The organism is Lysobacter sp. CA196, from assembly GCF_052078695.1.
GTDB lineage: Bacteria > Pseudomonadota > Gammaproteobacteria > Xanthomonadales > Xanthomonadaceae > Lysobacter.
The window spans coordinates 1-16,028 of sequence record NZ_JBQJIN010000046.1; the positions used below are offsets into that span (position 1 = coordinate 1).

11 protein-coding genes and 1 pseudogene are annotated in these 16,028 nt (G+C 67.3%); 7 read left to right on the forward strand and 5 right to left on the reverse strand.

The genetic code is table 11. The features are described 5' to 3' along the window. A pseudogene (locus ACTOWK_RS22900) lies at positions 1-94 on the forward strand (IS1595 family transposase); the annotation flags it as partial. Positions 95-391: 297 nt separating this feature from the next. On the opposite strand, the gene ACTOWK_RS22905 reads toward ACTOWK_RS22900, so the two are convergent. The 3 genes from ACTOWK_RS22905 to ACTOWK_RS22915 form a co-directional block, all read right to left on the reverse strand. Beyond that, complete coding sequence (locus tag ACTOWK_RS22905; protein WP_441332388.1) at positions 392-2,077, reverse strand: alpha-amylase family glycosyl hydrolase; 1,686 nt, start codon at positions 2,075-2,077, stop codon at positions 392-394. Beyond that, positions 2,074-3,582 (reverse strand): MFS transporter, encoded by a 1,509-nt coding sequence (locus ACTOWK_RS22910; protein WP_441332389.1) that lies wholly within the window; start codon positions 3,580-3,582, stop codon positions 2,074-2,076. The genes ACTOWK_RS22905 and ACTOWK_RS22910 overlap by 4 nt, the downstream gene beginning before the upstream one ends. A 236-nt stretch (positions 3,583-3,818) precedes the next feature. Beyond that, positions 3,819-6,626, reverse strand: coding sequence for a TonB-dependent receptor (locus tag ACTOWK_RS22915; protein WP_441332390.1), 2,808 nt, complete (start codon positions 6,624-6,626; stop codon positions 3,819-3,821). A gap of 286 nt (positions 6,627-6,912) precedes the next feature. Here ACTOWK_RS22915 and ACTOWK_RS22920 point away from each other — a divergent pair, with 286 nt between their 5' ends. Next, a complete protein-coding gene (locus ACTOWK_RS22920) occupies positions 6,913-8,565 on the forward strand; it encodes an alpha-glucosidase (RefSeq protein ID WP_441332391.1) in 1,653 nt (550 codons plus the stop codon). Between the two features lie 58 nt (positions 8,566-8,623). Beyond that, a complete protein-coding gene (locus tag ACTOWK_RS22925; protein WP_441332392.1) occupies positions 8,624-9,532 on the forward strand; it encodes a putative signal transducing protein in 909 nt (302 codons plus the stop codon). A gap of 45 nt (positions 9,533-9,577) precedes the next feature. On the opposite strand, the gene ACTOWK_RS22930 is transcribed toward ACTOWK_RS22925, so the two are convergent. Both ACTOWK_RS22930 and yihA read right to left on the reverse strand, forming a co-directional pair. Next, positions 9,578-10,456, reverse strand: coding sequence for a tetratricopeptide repeat protein (locus ACTOWK_RS22930; protein ID WP_441332393.1), 879 nt, complete (start codon positions 10,454-10,456; stop codon positions 9,578-9,580). A gap of 149 nt (positions 10,457-10,605) precedes the next feature. Beyond that, positions 10,606-11,256, reverse strand: coding sequence for a ribosome biogenesis GTP-binding protein YihA/YsxC (gene yihA, locus ACTOWK_RS22935; RefSeq protein WP_441332394.1), 651 nt, complete (start codon positions 11,254-11,256; stop codon positions 10,606-10,608). A 179-nt stretch (positions 11,257-11,435) separates the two neighbouring features. Here yihA and ACTOWK_RS22940 point away from each other — a divergent pair, with 179 nt between their 5' ends. The 4 genes from ACTOWK_RS22940 (at position 11,436) to ACTOWK_RS22955 (ending at position 15,210) form a co-directional block, all read left to right on the forward strand. After that, on the forward strand, positions 11,436-12,338 hold the full coding sequence (locus ACTOWK_RS22940; RefSeq protein WP_441332395.1) for a c-type cytochrome: 903 nt from the start codon (positions 11,436-11,438) through the stop codon (positions 12,336-12,338). Between the two features lie 329 nt (positions 12,339-12,667). Continuing rightward, entirely contained in the window at positions 12,668-13,327 is a 660-nt protein-coding gene (locus ACTOWK_RS22945) for a thiol:disulfide interchange protein DsbA/DsbL (protein ID WP_441332396.1), read from the forward strand. Between the two features lie 205 nt (positions 13,328-13,532). Beyond that, the gene (locus tag ACTOWK_RS22950; RefSeq protein WP_441332397.1) at positions 13,533-14,417 is read left to right on the forward strand and encodes a thiol:disulfide interchange protein DsbA/DsbL; all 885 of its coding nucleotides are present in this window, start codon (positions 13,533-13,535) and stop codon (positions 14,415-14,417) included. A gap of 28 nt (positions 14,418-14,445) precedes the next feature. Then, positions 14,446-15,210: an endonuclease/exonuclease/phosphatase family protein gene (locus ACTOWK_RS22955; RefSeq protein WP_441332398.1), complete on the forward strand. Its 765-nt coding sequence runs from the start codon at positions 14,446-14,448 to the stop codon at positions 15,208-15,210. Positions 15,211-16,028: the final 818 nt, after the last annotated feature.

Sequence of the window (16,028 nt, forward strand, 5' to 3'; positions counted from 1 at the left end):
TTTCTTCTTGTTCCTGAAAGAGTGCGAGTTCCGTTTCAACTATGGGACACCCCGTCAGCAGCTCAATACGCTGCGGGACTGGGTGGGGCTATAACTCTTATCTAGGACAGCCCCTTTTTCTTTGGTTACCTTTCTTTTGTTGCTTTAGACAAAAGAAAGTAACCCGCCGCTTTAGTGGCGGAAGCTTTTGGCGTTTGATCTTGATCTAGATCTTGCTTGAGCGAAACGCCGCAAGACCGTAGCAGCGCGGTCGCGGCTTGCGCCGCTCCTACCCTCGCGATGCCGCGGCGCTTCGATGACTGCCATCGGCATTGTTGGGCCAACTCGTCCCGCGGTCGCGGCTCGCGCCGCTCCTACAGGAAAGGATTCGCGACACGCCATAGATCGCGGCTCAACGCCGCCGCGCATGCGCCATCGCGTCATCCAAGGCCGCCGCCAAATCCGCCCGCCGCACCGGCGCATCGAGCAGATACACCTCGACCCCGTGCGCAGGCACCTTAGCCTCGATCGTATCGTCCTCGCCGACCTCGACCGTGCCGCCGCCCAGCGCCGCGCGCCAACGCCCGGCCTGCAGGTAGTCGCGGATCCAGAACGTGGTCGACGAATCGCCCTTGTTGAGCAACACCAAGGCGATCTGCGATTCGCCCGCATGCTGATAGACACGATAGAACGCCGCGCGTTCTTCCTTCATCAGCAGATTCAACTGCAGGCCACGCTGCAGGGCTGGCGAAGCCTCGCGCACCTTGGCGATGCGCTTGAGCGCGGCATGGATCGGGTGCGACTTGGCGGCGTCGACACGTTCCTGACCGAAGTAATTGCGATTGCCGGCATGCTCGGCGCGGCCGAGCATGAAGCCGATCTCGGAGCCGTAGTAGATCACCGGGATGCCGCGCGCGGTGAACAGCCAATTGTGCGCGTCGATGAAGCCCTCATCGCTCGCGGCCAGGCGCGGCATGTCGTGGTTGTCGTAGAAGGTCATCAACTCGTACGGGTTCGCGTACGGGCCATCGCGCAGGTACAAGCGGTCCGACAAGGCCGCGAAGCCGCGGCTGCCGGTGCCGAACACCTGCGCCAGGCCCTCCTTGAGCGGGAAATCGAGCACGCTGATGCCGCCGTTCTCGGCCCAGGTGAACGGCGCGATGTTGTCCGCCTTGTAGTCGAAGGCCTCGCCGAACATGAAGAAACCCGGACGTTTGGCGCGGATGCGTTCGGCGAAGGCCTTCCAGAACGCATGCGGCATGTGCCGGATGGTGTCGATGCGGAAGGCGTCGGCGCCCTGGTCGATCCATTGCGAGTAGGCGCCGACGAAGTAGTCGAGCACCTCAGGTTGGGTGTCGTCGAGGTTCGACAACTGCACCAGGTCCTTCTGTGCGTGGAAGAACCGATGCAGCGGATTGTGTTCGGGGTCGAGTTGTTCCGGCGCCAAGTTCTGATGATCGGCGACCAGCACGCCGTCGCGATAGATCTCGCCGTACTTGGGCTGGTCCTTCGGCATCGTGAACGAAGGCGAGCCGTGGTTGGCGACGATGTCGAGCACGGTCTTGAGGCCGTGCCGCTTCAGACCCTGGGTGAGGCCGGCGAAATCGAGTCCGGGGCTCGGCAGGTGCTCATCGAGACGATAGAAATCGACGCCCCAGTAGCCGTGATAGCCGGTCTTGCCGCGATCCTGGAAGGCGCCGTTCCAGGTGACCGCATCGCCGCCGGTAAAGGCCTGGTCGGGGTTGTCGACGATGGGCGTCAGCCAGACCGCGCCGAAGCCCATGTCGCGGATGTAACCGGCGTTGTCGAGCAGGCCTTTGAAGTCGCCGCCGAGGTAGCCGATGTTGTCGCTTTCGTCCGGCGGCGCGCCCGGCACCGGGCGGTCGAAGCTGCGCGTGCGCGGGTCCGGCCCGCCTTGCTCGCGTTGGTCGTTGGATTGGTCGCCATTGACGAAACGATCGGTGACGACGAAGTACACCGCATCGCTCGCCATCGGTTCCAGGGTGCCGTAGTACTCGCGTGCCGGCGGCGTTTCGCGCGCGCCGTGCGCGCAGCCGGCCAGGGCGAAACTCAGCGCGATCGACGCCAGCGCCCTCATGCCGCGGCCTCGCTGCTGGGCTCGCGCACCCACAGCACGCACAGGCCGGACACGAACAGGCTCGCGCCGCCGATCGCCAGGGCCCAGACCGGTTCGCCGTGGAAAAAGGTTTTGAGCAGGAAGCCGAGCAGACTGGCCGCGACCAACTGCGGAATGACGATGAAGAAATTGAAGATGCCCATGTACACGCCCATCTTGGTCGCCGGCACGCTGTCGGACAGCAGGGCATACGGCAGCGACAGGATCGAGGCCCAGGCGAAACCGACCCCGAGCATCGACAGCAGCAGCCATTGCGGGTCGCGGATCAGGGCGATCGAGATCAGGCCCAGGCCGCCGAGAGCGACGTTGCACAGATGGCTCCAGCGCAGGCCCCAGCGTCGTACCATCCACGGGATTACCACCGCCGCGAGCGCGGCGAAACCGTTATACGCGGCGAACAACACGCCGACCCAGTTGGCGCCTTCGTTGTAGGCGGCCGAGGTGGTGTCGCTGCTGTGGAAATGCAGTTGGGTCACCGCCGGCGTGGTGTAGATCCACATCGCGAACAGGGCGAACCAGGAGAAGAACTGCACCACCGCCAGCCGCACCATGGTCGAAGGCATCGCATGCAGATCGTCCATCACCGTGGCGAAGCCGCCGCCGGCGCCGATCATGCCGCGGACCATCAGCGCCAGGCCGAACGCGCCGATCAGGCCGGCCAGTACGTACAGCTGGCGGTCGAGCCCGCACATCGAGATGGTCGTGGCGACCAGGCCGCCGACCACCAGCCAGGAGGCGCCGAACAGCGCGCAACGTACGCGGTCGCGGTTGGGCCGCGGCGCTTCGGACAAGGCATCGTCGAAGGACTGCAAGGCCTCGGGCGGATACTCTCGGGTGCGCAGCACGGTCCAGCCGACCGACAGCAACAGCGCCGCACCGCCGAAATAGAAGGCGTAGCGCACCGTATCGGGCACCTCGCCGGGCCCGGCGGTGTTGCCGACGCCGAGATGGGCGAGCGCATACGGCAACACGCTGGCGACCACCGAACCTACGCCGATGAAGAAACTCTGCATCGCATAGCCGCTCGGGCGCTGCGAGGTCGGCAACTGGTCGCCGACGAAGGCGCGGAACGGCTCCATCGAAATATTGATGGACGCGTCAAGCACCCACAGCAGGCCGGCGGCGATCCACAAGGTCGGCGAATTCGGCATCGCCAACAGCGCGAGCGTGGCGAGCACCGCCCCGACCAGAAAATACGGACGCCTGCGACCGAGGCCGGTCCAGGTGCGGTCGGACAGATAGCCGACGATGGGTTGCACGATCAGCCCGGTCAGCGGCGCGGCGATCCACAGCATCGGGATGTCGTCGATCGGCGCGCCGAGGCTCTGGAAGATCCGGCTGACGTTGGCGTTCTGCAGGGCGAAGCCGAACTGGATGCCGAGAAAACCGAAGCACATGTTCCAGATCTGCCAGAACGACAGCTGCGGCTTGCGGGACGTGGCGCTGCGCTCTGTGCGTTCGGTCATGGGCTCGATACTGGCATGAAGCGCCGGACGGCAAAGCGGCGCGGTGGCAGGAGAAGCAAATCCCCCTCGATCCCCCCTTTGTCAAAGGGGGAAGACAAGCAAGGCGGCGTTACCCGAGCAGCACAGCGCCATCCAAGCGATAGCGCCCTGCCCAAAGCCGCGTTCCATTCCCCCTTTGACAAAGGGGGGTTAGGGGGGATTTGCTCTCGCTCCTGGGAGTTGCTTTCGCTTCCGCTTCAGAACTGCGACGAGAACCGGATCCCGTACATCCGCGGGGTGTTGAGGTAGCGGATGTTGGTCGCGTTGTTGACGAAGCCCTTGCCCGAATACACCTCGTCGGTGAGGTTGGAGACGAAGCCGTCGATGCGGAACTGGCTGTCTTCGCCGAAGTTCAGGCCGGCCGAGACGTTGACGGTGGTGAAGCCGCCGACGTCGTCGCGCATCGCCATGCCGTTGGCCGGGCCGCCGCCGGCGGCGGGGTTGGAGCCGTTGTTGAACGGCATGTCGGCCAGCGGGATCTCGATCACGTTGCCGGCCGCGTCCAGCCCGAAGCCGCGGCTGTTGAAGGCGGTCAGGTAGTAGTCGGAGCGGTAGGTCAGGTTGATCGTCCAGTCGAACGAGTTCAAGGCGCCGTGGCCGATGTCGATGGTCTGCGACAGGCTGAGGTTGGCGTTGTACTTGGAGGTGTTCGGCAGGCGGTTGCCGTCGAGCGGCACGATCAGGCCCAGGCCGCCGGAACGCGTGTCGAGCACCTTGGAGTCGTCGAAGGTCGCGTCGAGGTAGGTGAAGTTGTAGCCCAGGTTGAAGCCGTGCGGCAGGCCGACCCGGCCTTCGAGCTCCAGGCCCAGCACGCTGGCGTTGGCGGCGTTGTCGTTGAACACCTGGCGGCTGGTCGCGTTCGGGTTGGTCGGCGTCGGCGCGGGCACGTCGATCAGGTTCTGCAGCACCTTGTTCTGGTAGTCGTAGTAGAACACCGAGGCGTTGAGGCGCACCGGGGTCTCGCCCCACAGGTAATCGCCCTTGATACCGGCTTCGTACGAGGTCAGCTCTTCCGGCTCGAAGGTCGGCGCCAGCGCGCTGCCGTCGTTGAGCAGCAAGGGACGGTTGATGCCGCCCGAACGCGTGCCGGTCGACACCGTGCCGTACAGCATCACCTGCGGGTTGAGGTCGTACTCGAAGCCCACGCGCCAATCGACGTAGCTGTCCTCGTAGACGTCCACGCTCTTGCCGCCGGGGAAGTCGGAACGCACGATCACGTCGATCTGGTCGCGGTTGCGGGTGAGGAACTGGGCCCAGTTATCCTGCGCGCCGAAGTTTTGGATGCCGCCGAGGAAATAGTCGAGCGAATTCGCGCCCGGGCCGCAACGCAGCTCGGCCGGCGACCAGCCGGTGCAGACGCTCGGGTCGCCGCCGCCGCGACGGCCGGGAGGCGCCAGCTGGAAGCCGGGCGAACCCAGCACCAGTCCGGTGGTGTAGGGATTGGTCGCGGTGTTGATCGGCTGGCCGGTGAACTGCTGGAACAGTTCCTCCGGAATCACGAACTGGTATTTGACGTTGGATTCGCGCGCGGTCTTCTTGTCGCGGGTGTAGCGCACGCCGCCGATCAGGCGCAGCGAATCGGTCGCGGCGAAGCTGAAGTCGCCGTAGACCGCGTTCGACTCGACCTTGGAGTCGTCGCCGCGGTTCTCACCGCCCAGGCCGTCCTGCCAACCGCAGACGGTGCCGGGACGCCACCAGTCGCAGTCGCCGAAGTAGCCGTTGCCGACGTCCCAGGAGGTGTAGTCGTACTTCTCTTCGTAATTGAACAGGCCGGCCGACCAGATCAGCTTGCCGGTGTCGCCGAAGAAGCGCAGTTCGTTGATGGTCGAGCTGGACTTGTCGGACTGATAGAAGGTGTCGTACCAGGCCAGGCGTTCGGGGTTGTGATAGGCCTCGCGTTCGGACCCCGGATAGACCGGGCCGAGCTGCCATTCGCGCGAGGCGTTGCGGTTGTCGAACTCGTACTTGCGGTAGGAGGTGTTGAACTCCACCGACACCGCATCGTTGAAGGCATAGGTGAAGGTGCCCGCGACGCCTTCGATGTCGTTGCTGGTCTTGCCCTGGGTGCGGAAGTACTGGCGGAACGGGTCGGACAGGTCGTCGATGTCGTAGCCCGCGGCCAGGCCGCGTTCGGCGAACAGGCCCGGGTCGCCGGTACCGCGCTCGCTGACCTTGTCGAGCATCACGTAAGCGGAAAACTTGTCGTTGGGCTCCCACAGCATCGACAGGCGCGCGGCCTGGTTGTCGAGCGCGCCCGGGCCTTCGCCCGCGAACAGCGAGCTGGGGTAACCGTTCTTGATATAGGAAGATCGTTCTTCGTCGAACAGCGCCGCGCGCAGGGCGAAGGTCTCGCCGATCGGCAGGTTCAACACGCCTTCGGCGGTGGTGAAATCGTGGTTGCCGGCGCCGACCTTGAGGCCGCCGCTGGTCACGCCGAGCTCGGGGCGCTTGGAGATCACGTTGATCGAGCCGCCGGTCGCATTGCGGCCGCGCACGGTGCCCTGCGGGCCCTTGTTGACCTCGATGCGGTCGACGTCGAAGAACATCGGCCCGATCGAACGCGGGCGCGGCAGGTAGATGCCGTTGTAGTACGTGGCCACCGACGGATCGGAGGAGAAGTCCGAATCGGCCGCGCCGATGCCGCGCAGGAAGATCTCGTACTTGCCTTCCTGGCGGGTGATCTGCAGGCCCGGCACCACTGCCTGCAGGTTGCGGAAGTCGGTGTTGATGCCGAGCTTGGTCAGATCGTCGCCGCTGAAGGACTGGATCGTGCCGGCGTATTTCTGGATCGACTGCACGCGGCGGTTGCCGGTGACCTGGACCGCGTCGAGTTCGTGCGCGGCGCTGGTCGGGGCCGCCTCGGCGCTGGCCGCGGCCGGGGCGTCCTGCGCGGCGGGCGCATCGGCCGCCCACACCGTCCACGAGTTGCACAGGCCGAACGAGGCCAGGGCCACGGTCAACAGGTGGCGTTGTTTGTTCGTTGAAGCCCGGTTCGTTCTCGACATGCTCCCCTCCAGTAGCTGTGTGCCGTCCGCGCGCGCACTGCGGCGCGCTGCGGTTGCCTGGGCGACGTGCGCCTTCGGTCTGAGGCGCATGTTAGGCAAGCGATCGCGCCCGCTGCGGTTTATGCATACGTATTCATGGCCGGCAGTCGCATTCATGTCGCACTTCATCGGTCGTTTGGGCATGAATACGTATGCAGGCCGGCGAGCCGCGAATGCGCCCGGCGGTAAGCTGGCGCGCATCGCGGCAGTGCAGCACGAAGACCGCATTCGCCATCAGGGGCGCCTCTTGTCAGCCGTCAATCTTCCGACCCCCGCCGCAGCGCAGGAAACCGCCTGGTGGCGCGGCGCGGTGATCTACCAGATTTACCCGCGCAGCTTCCGCGACCTCGACGGCGACGGCGTCGGCGACCTGCCCGGCATCATCGACAAGCTCGGCTACGTCGCCGATCTGGGCGTCGATGCGATCTGGGTGTCGCCGTTCTTCAAGTCGCCGATGATCGATTTCGGCTACGACATCGCCGACTACCGCGCGGTCGACCCCCTGTTCGGCAACCTCGACGACTTCGACCGCCTGCTCGCCAAGGCGCATGCGCTGGGCCTGCGGGTGATGATCGACCAGGTCCTCAGCCATACCTCCGACCAGCACGAGTGGTTCAAGCGCAGCCGCGAGAGCCGCGACAACGAGTTCGCCGACTGGTACGTATGGGCCGACGCCAGCCCCGACGGCACCGCACCGAACAACTGGATGTCGCTGTTCGGCGGCGTCGCCTGGCAGTGGGAACCGCGCCGCCAGCAGTACTACCTGCACAACTTCCTGGCCTCGCAACCGGACTTGAACTTCCATAATCCGGCGGTGCGCGCCGCGGTGCTCGACAACGTGCGCTTCTGGCTCGACCGCGGGGTCGACGGCCTGCGCCTGGACGCGATCAACTTCTGTTTCCACGACGCGCTACTGCGCGACAACCCGCCGAAAGCGCGGGAGCTGCGGGTCGGACGCGGCTTCAGCCCCGACAACCCCTACGCCTTCCAGTACCACTACTACAACAACAACCAGCCCGATAACCTCGACTTCCTGGCCGAGCTGCGCGCCCTGCTCGACCGTTATCCGGGCGCGGTGTCGCTCGGCGAGATCTCCTCGGAAGACTCGCTGGCGACCATGGACGAATACACCCGCGACGGCCGCCTGCACATGGGCTACAGCTTCGAGCTGTTGACCGAGGACTACAGCGTCGCCCATATCCGCGGCACCGCCGAAACCCTGGAAGAGCGCATGCTCGAAGGCTGGCCGTGCTGGGCGATCTCCAACCACGACGTGCAGCGCGTGGTCTCGCGCTGGGGCCGCGGCGACACGCCGGCGCACTTCGCCTCCATGCTCAGCGCGCTGATGTGCTCGCTGCGCGGCTCGGTCTGCGTCTACCAGGGCGAAGAACTGGGCCTGCCCGAAGCCGAGCTGCCGTTCGAGGCGCTGCGCGACCCCTTCAGCATCGCCTTCTGGCCGACCTTCAAGGGCCGCGACGGTTGCCGCACGCCGATGCCCTGGGACGGCACGCCGCAGGCCGGTTTCAGCACCGGCACGCCGTGGCTGCCGATCGCCGAGGAGCATCGCGGCCTCGACGTCGCTCGCCAACAGCACGACCCCGACTCGCCCTTGAACCGCTTCCGCCGTTTCCTGTCGTGGCGCAAGACCCGGCCGGCCCTGCTCGACGGCGCGATCCGTTTCCTCGCCAGCGATGAGCCGGTGATCGCCTTCGTCCGCGGCAGCGGCGTGGACGCGGTGCTGATGGCGTTCAACCTCGGCGGCGCCGAGGCGGAATTGAACCTGTCCGAAGCCGGCACTTGGCACCTCGATCGCGGCCACGGCCTGCCTTCCGGCGAGCGCAGCGGCGATCGTCTGCGCCTGCCGGCTTACGGCGTGTTCGCGGCGCGCGCAGCCCGCTGAGCTGGCGGCATACTCTGGTGACGCGGCAGGACGGTCCGCGCACAGGGGGAAAGGCCGCATGCAGATCGTGTATCACGCCGCCCATTCGGCGGACGCGCAGCTCGTGCGCGGCTTGTTGGCGGAGGAAGGCATCCGCTCGTTCGTGTTCGGCGGCGCGCTGGAAGGCGGCGCCGGCCTGTTGCCGGTCGGCGGCGCGGTCCGGCTCGAAGTCGCCGACGAGGACGTCGAACGCGCACGCGCCATCATCCAGGCCTGGCAGGACACCGCGGTGCCGCTCGACGACGACGATGACACCGCGGCCGATCGCGAGGCCGACAACGACTACGGCGACGACGACACGCCCGCGCACGTCGAGAGCGGCAATCTCTACCGGCCTTTGAACCAACGTCTGCCCTCGCGCCACACCGGTGCCGGCCTCGGCGGCATCGTGTTCGCTCTGATCGTCGGCGCGCTCGGCGGCGCCATCGCCGCCGGCATCGCCATGCAACCGCGAGCCAGCCAGCAATCGGTCGACTACAACGGCGACGGCCGGCCCGATGAGGCGCTGTTCTACGAGGGCGAGCGCCTGCAACGCGTCGACGCCGACCGCAACAACGACGGCGAAGTCGACCAGCGCACCCACTACGACGAACGCGGGCTGCCGACCGAGATCGAGGAAGACCAGGACTTCGACGGCGTGCGCGAAACCGCGAGCCGCTACGAAAACGGCCAATTCGCCGGCCGCAGCGCCGATTACGACGGCGACGGCCAGGTCGACTGGCAGCAAACCGCCAAGCGCGGCGTACTGCAGAACGAGCAGTGGTTCGACAAACGCGGCAACTTGGTCAAGCACATCGACTATGTCGACAACCGCCCGGTCAGCGGCGAGTTCGACAGCAACGGCGACGGCGTGCGCGACACGGCGCGCGACTACGACCCGCGCGGCGAGATCAACGCGAGCCGGCCGCTGCCGGCGCCGACGCCCTAAGCCGTCGGCGCAGCGGCAACCGGCAAGGCGATCCGCCGTCGGGCCTCAACCGCGCGCCGGCAATCGGGTCGCCCGCACTTCGCGTTGCAAGGACTCGCGCTGCAGCTCGGGGCGCGGCGTCAGGGCCGGCGCAGGGGTCGGCGTGGGCCGCAAGCGCAGGTCCCTGGGTGGCAGGGCCAACGTGTCCAGGCGCTTCTTCGCCCCCTCGTTGCCGAGCGCGGCGGCCTTCCTGAGCACCACCTGGGCCTCGGCGATGCGGCCCTGCCCCACGTAGATCTCGCCAAGCCCGCTCAATGCGGTCGCGCGGGTCTTGGGGTTGCTGGCCGGCGTGTCCTTGACCGCCTGGGTCAAGGTCTCCTGCGCGCTGTCGAGCTTGCCTTCCGACAATTGTTTCCAACCGCACAGGGTCGCATCGCCGCCGGCGCAGGCGTCCTCGCCCCCGGCCTTGGCCGCGGCGATCTCGTCGGCCAGCTCGGTCGGCTGATTGGCGAGCGCGGCGCTGCCGACCGCGTTCTGCAGGTCGCGATTGTTCTGCTGCAGGCCCTCGACCTTCTTGATGATCGAATCGACCGAGATGTTGATGCTGCTGTTGTTGTCGGCCACTTCGATGGCTGCGTTCGGCGCGAACGCCTGGCCGCGGTAGATGATTTCCGGGTCGGGCAGGTCGATCGCCGAGAACCGGGGCGAGAACGTCAGGTACACGTTCGGCACCACGCGCTCGCCGCTGCGCCAGCTCTTGAGGGTGTCGAAGCCGATCATCGCCACCACCACCACCGCGCCGATGCCGAGGTACCAGCGCACGTTCTTGTTCTGCTCGGCGTTCTTGGTCTTCAACAGCGCATAGGCGCCATAAGCGAAGAACAACAGCGCGGTGCCATAGGCGCCCGCAGCCAGGATGGTCTGGGGGTCGGTGATCGTGTCCATCTCGTTCCTTGAGCCGAAGATCGCCCTCCGCGCCGGTCGCGCGGAAGTCCTTCTACCCAGGAAGTAACGCAGTCGGCGCGGGCGGAGCGGCCAGCCGCGTTTGCAACACGATCGGCCGGCCGCGCACTCGAGGCCGAATCGCGGCCGGCTCAGGCGGCCGGCGGCGGGACCAGTTCGAGCCAGCGCGCGACCACCGCGCAGGCCTCTTCGACGCCCTGCTTGGACTCGCCGGAGAAGGTCTGCACGCTGACCGTGTCGCCGAACGCCGAGCTCAGTTCCTTGCGCACCATCATCAGTTGCTGCTGTTGCTGGCCGCGGCCGAACTTGTCGGCCTTGGTCAGCAGCGCATGCGCCGGCAGGCCGCGTTGGACCGCGTAACCGAGCATCTGCCGGTCGTAGTCCTTGAGCGGATGGCGGATGTCCATGACCACGACCAGCCCGCGCAGGGCCTCGCGGGTGCCGAAGTAACGGTCCAGGAAGGCCTGCCAGTGCGCCTGCAGGTTCTGCGGGACCTTGGCGTAGCCATAGCCGGGCAGGTCGACCAGGAAGCGGTCGGGCTCCGGGGCCGGCTCGGGGCCGCGGTACAGGGGGCTGACGTCGAAGAACACCAACTGCTGGGTCCGCCCCGGGGTCTTGGACACCCGCGCCAGGGCGTTCTGCTGGCACATGGCGTTGAGGGCGCTGGACTTGCCGGCATTGGAGCGGCCGGCGAAGGCGACCTCGAAGCCGCCGTCGGGCGGGAGCTGCTTTACGTTGTGCGCCGACAGCAGGTAACGGGCACGGGCGAGGGGATTATTCATGCCATTAGGATCGCACGCCCCACCCTCCGGCGTGCCGCAGACTGAATCCGCGTTGACCCGGTCGGGGCCGGCGAAGATAATTCCGAGGTTCCGGTGGCGGCAGCTTGCGCACAGTCCGGTCCCCAGTACGCCCCTTTCAGCCTGCCACCCAGCAAGCCAGTAGTTCGGAGCCCAGCTACATGAGCCAAGCCCGCGTTCTAGGCCTCGTCGGCCTCGCCGCTCTCGCGGCCGCCGCCGTTGCGTACGCCCAAGCCACGGTCACGCCGATTCCCGACAAGGAGCCGGTCCAGACCGCGCCGCTGAACGCCGCGGCGAAGGCCTCCTGGGGCGACGTCAAGGCCGGCGCGACCAAGGCCGGCACCTGCGCGGCCTGCCACGGCCTCGACGGCAACCCGACCGACCCGCAATACCCGCGCCTGGCCGGCCAGAGTGAGCGCTACATCGCCCACCAGATCGCCCTGTTCAAGAGCGGCGAGCGCAATACCGGCATGGCCGCGGCGATGAAGCCCTTCGCCGACGCCCTGAGCGACCAGGACGCCCGCGACCTGGGCGCCTACTTCGCCACCCAGAAGTCCGGCGCCGGCGTCGCCGACGACACCGTGATCGCCTCGGGCGTCAACAAGGACAAGAAGTTCTTCGAGGTCGGCGAGCAGTTGTTCCGCAACGGCGACAAGGCCCGCGGCATCCCGGCCTGCATGGCCTGCCACGGCCCGAGCGGCACCGGCAACCCCGGCCCGGCCTACCCGCACATCGCCGGCCAGCAGGCCGCCTACTCGCAGCGTCGCCTGGAGGAATACCGCGCCGGCACGACCACGCAGAAGGATCCGCACCTGTTCAACATCATGGCGACGGTCGCCAAGCAGCTCAGCGACGAGGAAATCGGTTCGCTGTCGAGCTATCTGCAGGGCCTGCACGAGCGTGCCGACGACGACGTCGCCGCCGATGCGCCGGCACCCGCAGTGACCGCTCCGGCCACGCCCGCGCCGGCGACCACCGCGCCGGCGGCTCCGGCCCCGGCGGCGACGCCCGCCGCGGCTCCGGCCGCTCCGGCGGCCGCACCGGCCCAGCCCAGCCACGGCTGAGCCTGGCGCCAAGGCGATCGGACCAACGCCGGCCTGGCGACAGGCCGGCGTTTTTCGTTGTGGCGGCTGGCCAGACGGCCTGGTCGGACGACCTGCCCAGGCAGACCCGCGCAAGCCAGACTCGCGTAAGCCAGGCCCGCGCAAAAGGTGACCGCCGTCACCGCTCGTTGCGGCCGCGGAACTTCCATCGCACACCGGGGGTCGTACCGATACTCCTGTTGCAGACGCCGGCCGCTATCCTGGGTGCCGGCGTTTTTTATGCCCGGCCGGCCGTCGCCGGACGGCGCAAGCTTGACGCCCGTTCATTCCGCCACCGACGAGACTTTCCGATGAATCCACGCCTGGCCTCCCTGTTCCTGCTCGCAGTGCTTCCGTTCGCGGCGTTCGCCGCGCCCAAGACGGCCGCTCCCGCGGGCCCGGCGCCGGAAGCCGGCGTCGATTACGTCGAGATCGAAGGCGGCAAGCCGTTCGCCGCGGTCAAGGGCAAGGTCGAAGTCGTCGAGGTGTTCGGCTACACCTGCCCGCATTGCGCCCACTTCGAGCCGCAGGTCGCCGCCTGGCGCGCCAAGCAGCCGGCCGGCGTCAACTTCGTGCCGCTGGCCGCACCGTTCGGCGGCTATTGGAACCCGTACGCGCAGGCCTTCTACACCGCGCAGTCGATGAAGCTGCTCGGCAAGACCCACGAGGCCATGTTCAGCGCCCTGCACGAGCAGCACCGTCTGCCGATCCAGAACGCCTCGACCGACGAGATCGCCGGCTTCTACGCCCAGTACGGCGCCAACCGCCAGGCCTTCGCCGCCGCCATGACCGGCCCGGCCACCGCCAAGGCGATGGAACGCGCCAAGGCCTTCATCATGGCCGCCGGCGTCGACGGCACGCCGTCGCTGGTGGTCGCCGGCAAGTACCGCGTGACCACCCAGAAGGGCTTCGACGACATGCTGCGCGTCGCCGACCACTTGGTCGCGCGCGAGCGCGCCGGCAAGCGCTGATCGCTGCGACGGCGCCGATTTGACAGACGCGATTCGCCACAGCGATGCGCGCGCTTCGAATCCCGGCCTCTACACTCCCCCTTCCCTGCCGCGGCCGTTATCCTGAACGTCGCTCCTGTCGGCATCGCGACGAGCGCTTCAGCCCGGCGCCGATGCCCACACCTCCTTTGAACGTATTGCGGAGATTTCCCTGATGAATTCGCGTATGGCTTCGTTGTCCCGCTATCCGCTGGTGCTGAGCGCCCTGTTCGCGCTCGCCGCCTGCACCAAGACCGAAACCGCGGCCCCGGCCGATGCCGCCGCCACGCCGGCCGCCACCGATGCCGCCGCGGCTCCGGCCGACGGTGCGCCCGCCGCTCCCGCGGCGCCGGAAGCTCCGGCGATCCAGCCCGCCGCCGTGGCCACGCCGCCGGCCGGCCCGGCCCCGACGGTCGGTGCCGACTACGACGAAATCCCGGCCGGCCAGCCCTACGAGCCGGTCGCCGGCAAGATCGAAGTCGCCGAGATCTTCAGCTACACCTGCCCGCACTGCGCGCAGTTCGAACCGCAGGTGCTCGACTGGCGCGCCAAGCAGACCGCCGACGTCAAGTTCACCCCGATCGCCGGCCCGTTCGGCGCCAACCCGATTCCGTTCGCGAAGGCGTTCTACACCGCGCAGACCCTCGGCCTGCTCGAGAAATCGCACGAGGCGATGTTCCGCGCCGTGCACATCGACCAGTCGCTGTCCTACCAGAGCGTCACCGACGAACAGTTCGGCCAGTTCTACGCCAAGTACGGCGCCAAGCCGCAGGACTTCATCGGCACCATGAACAGCTTCGCGATCAACGCCAAGCTCAAGCGCGCCGAACAGTTCATGCAGCGCTCGGGCGTGAGCTCCAGCCCGTCGCTGGTGGTCAACGGCAAGTACCTGGTCAAGGGCAAGAGCTTCGAGGACATGCTGCGCATCACCGACCACCTGGTCGCACGCGAGCGCGCCGCCCAGGGCGCGGCACCGGCCGCCGCTCCGGCCGAAGCACCGACGGGCGCAGCCGCACCGGCCGCAACGCCGGCTCCGGCCGCCGCCGCTCCGGCTCCGGCGAGCAAGGGCTGATCGGGCCGCCCGCCCGACGCTCCTCCGCATGAATACACGCCGGCTGCGCCTGCTCAGCGCGAACATCCAGGCCGGTTCCAGCACGCGTCGCTACAGCGATTACGCGACGCGCAGCTGGTCGCACGTGCTGCCCGCCGGCAACAAGCGCGGCAGCCTCGACACCATCGCCCAGTTGGCCGGCGAGCACGACATCGTCGGCCTCAACGAAAGCGACCCGGGCAGCCTGCGCTCGGGCTTCACCAACCAGACCCACTACCTCGCCCAGCGCGCCGGCTTCGAGTACTGGAGCCACCAGCCCAACCGTCGCGTCGGTAACGTCGCCTCCAGCGCCAACGGTCTGCTGAGCAAGCTGGAACCGCGCGAAGTCGTCGACCATCCGCTGCCCGGGCGCATCTCCGGCCGCGGCGTGTTGATCGCCCACTACGGCGCCGACGACGACGGCCTGACCGTCGCGGTGGCGCATCTCTCGCTCGGCGCGACCTCGCGCGCCTCGCAACTGGCCTTCATCGCCGAGTTGCTGCACGACCACCCGCATGCCGTGCTGATGGGCGACTTCAACTGCTCGGCCGACCGCCCCGAGATGCAGGCCCTGTTCCGCAACACCCGCCTGCAGCCCCCGTCGAGCGCCCTGCCGACCTTCCCGAGCTGGCGCCCGCAGCGCGCGATCGACCACATCCTGCTGGGCGACGGCCTGGCCTTCGCCGGCGCCCGCGCCGTACCCGCCGCCCTGTCCGATCACCTGGCGCTGTCGCTGGAACTCGACGTCCCCAACAGCGCGTTGCGTTCGGAATAAGCGCAGGCATTGCCGGTAGGATCGCGACCTGCTTTGGGGTAGGAGCGGCGCAAGCCGCGACCGCGGAACCACGGCAACGACGCAGATCGCGGCGCAGCGACACCCTCTGCAGAGACGACGTCGTCCGGCACAGCATCGCCTGACGTCAGCTTTCGTCGCGACCGGAAGATTTCGCGGTCGCGGCTTACGCCGCTCCTACCCTAAAGCCAAGCCATCGCAGCCGCGATTGCCGTTGCCGTTGCCGTTGCCGTTGCCGTTGCCGTTGCCGTTGCCGTTGCCGTTGCCGTTGCCGTTGCCGTTGCCGTTGCCGTTGCCGTTGCCGTAATGAGCTTGGCGCAGTTCCGAACTTGCGAGAACGCCTGGAGACCCGGAGGGCGGCGCACAGGACGTGCGCCGTTTTCCGATAAGACAAGGATGTCTTATCGGAAAATCCCCGCGCGCGCTGCGAATTCGCAGGGGAGCTTCGTCAAGGAAAGCCCTTTTCTTTGGTTACCTTTCTTTTGGGCTTAGCAAAAGAAAGTAACCCGGCCGCGTCAGCGGACGGAAGCTCTGCTCTTGCTCGACCAACGCAGCACAGCGAATCCCTCCCCTGTAGGAGCGACGTAAGTCGCGACCACGCTGCACCGGTCTTGCGGCGCGTCGCTCAAGCAAGATCCAGATCAAACGCCAAAAGCTTCCGCCACTAAAGCGACGGGTTACTTTCTTTTGTCTAAAGCAACAAAAGAAAGCTAAGGCGGTCTCTAAGCTTAAGTGCATCACCCACCGAAGGGTTCTGCACATGGGCCACCACTACACCCACCTGAGTCCCGAAGAGCGCG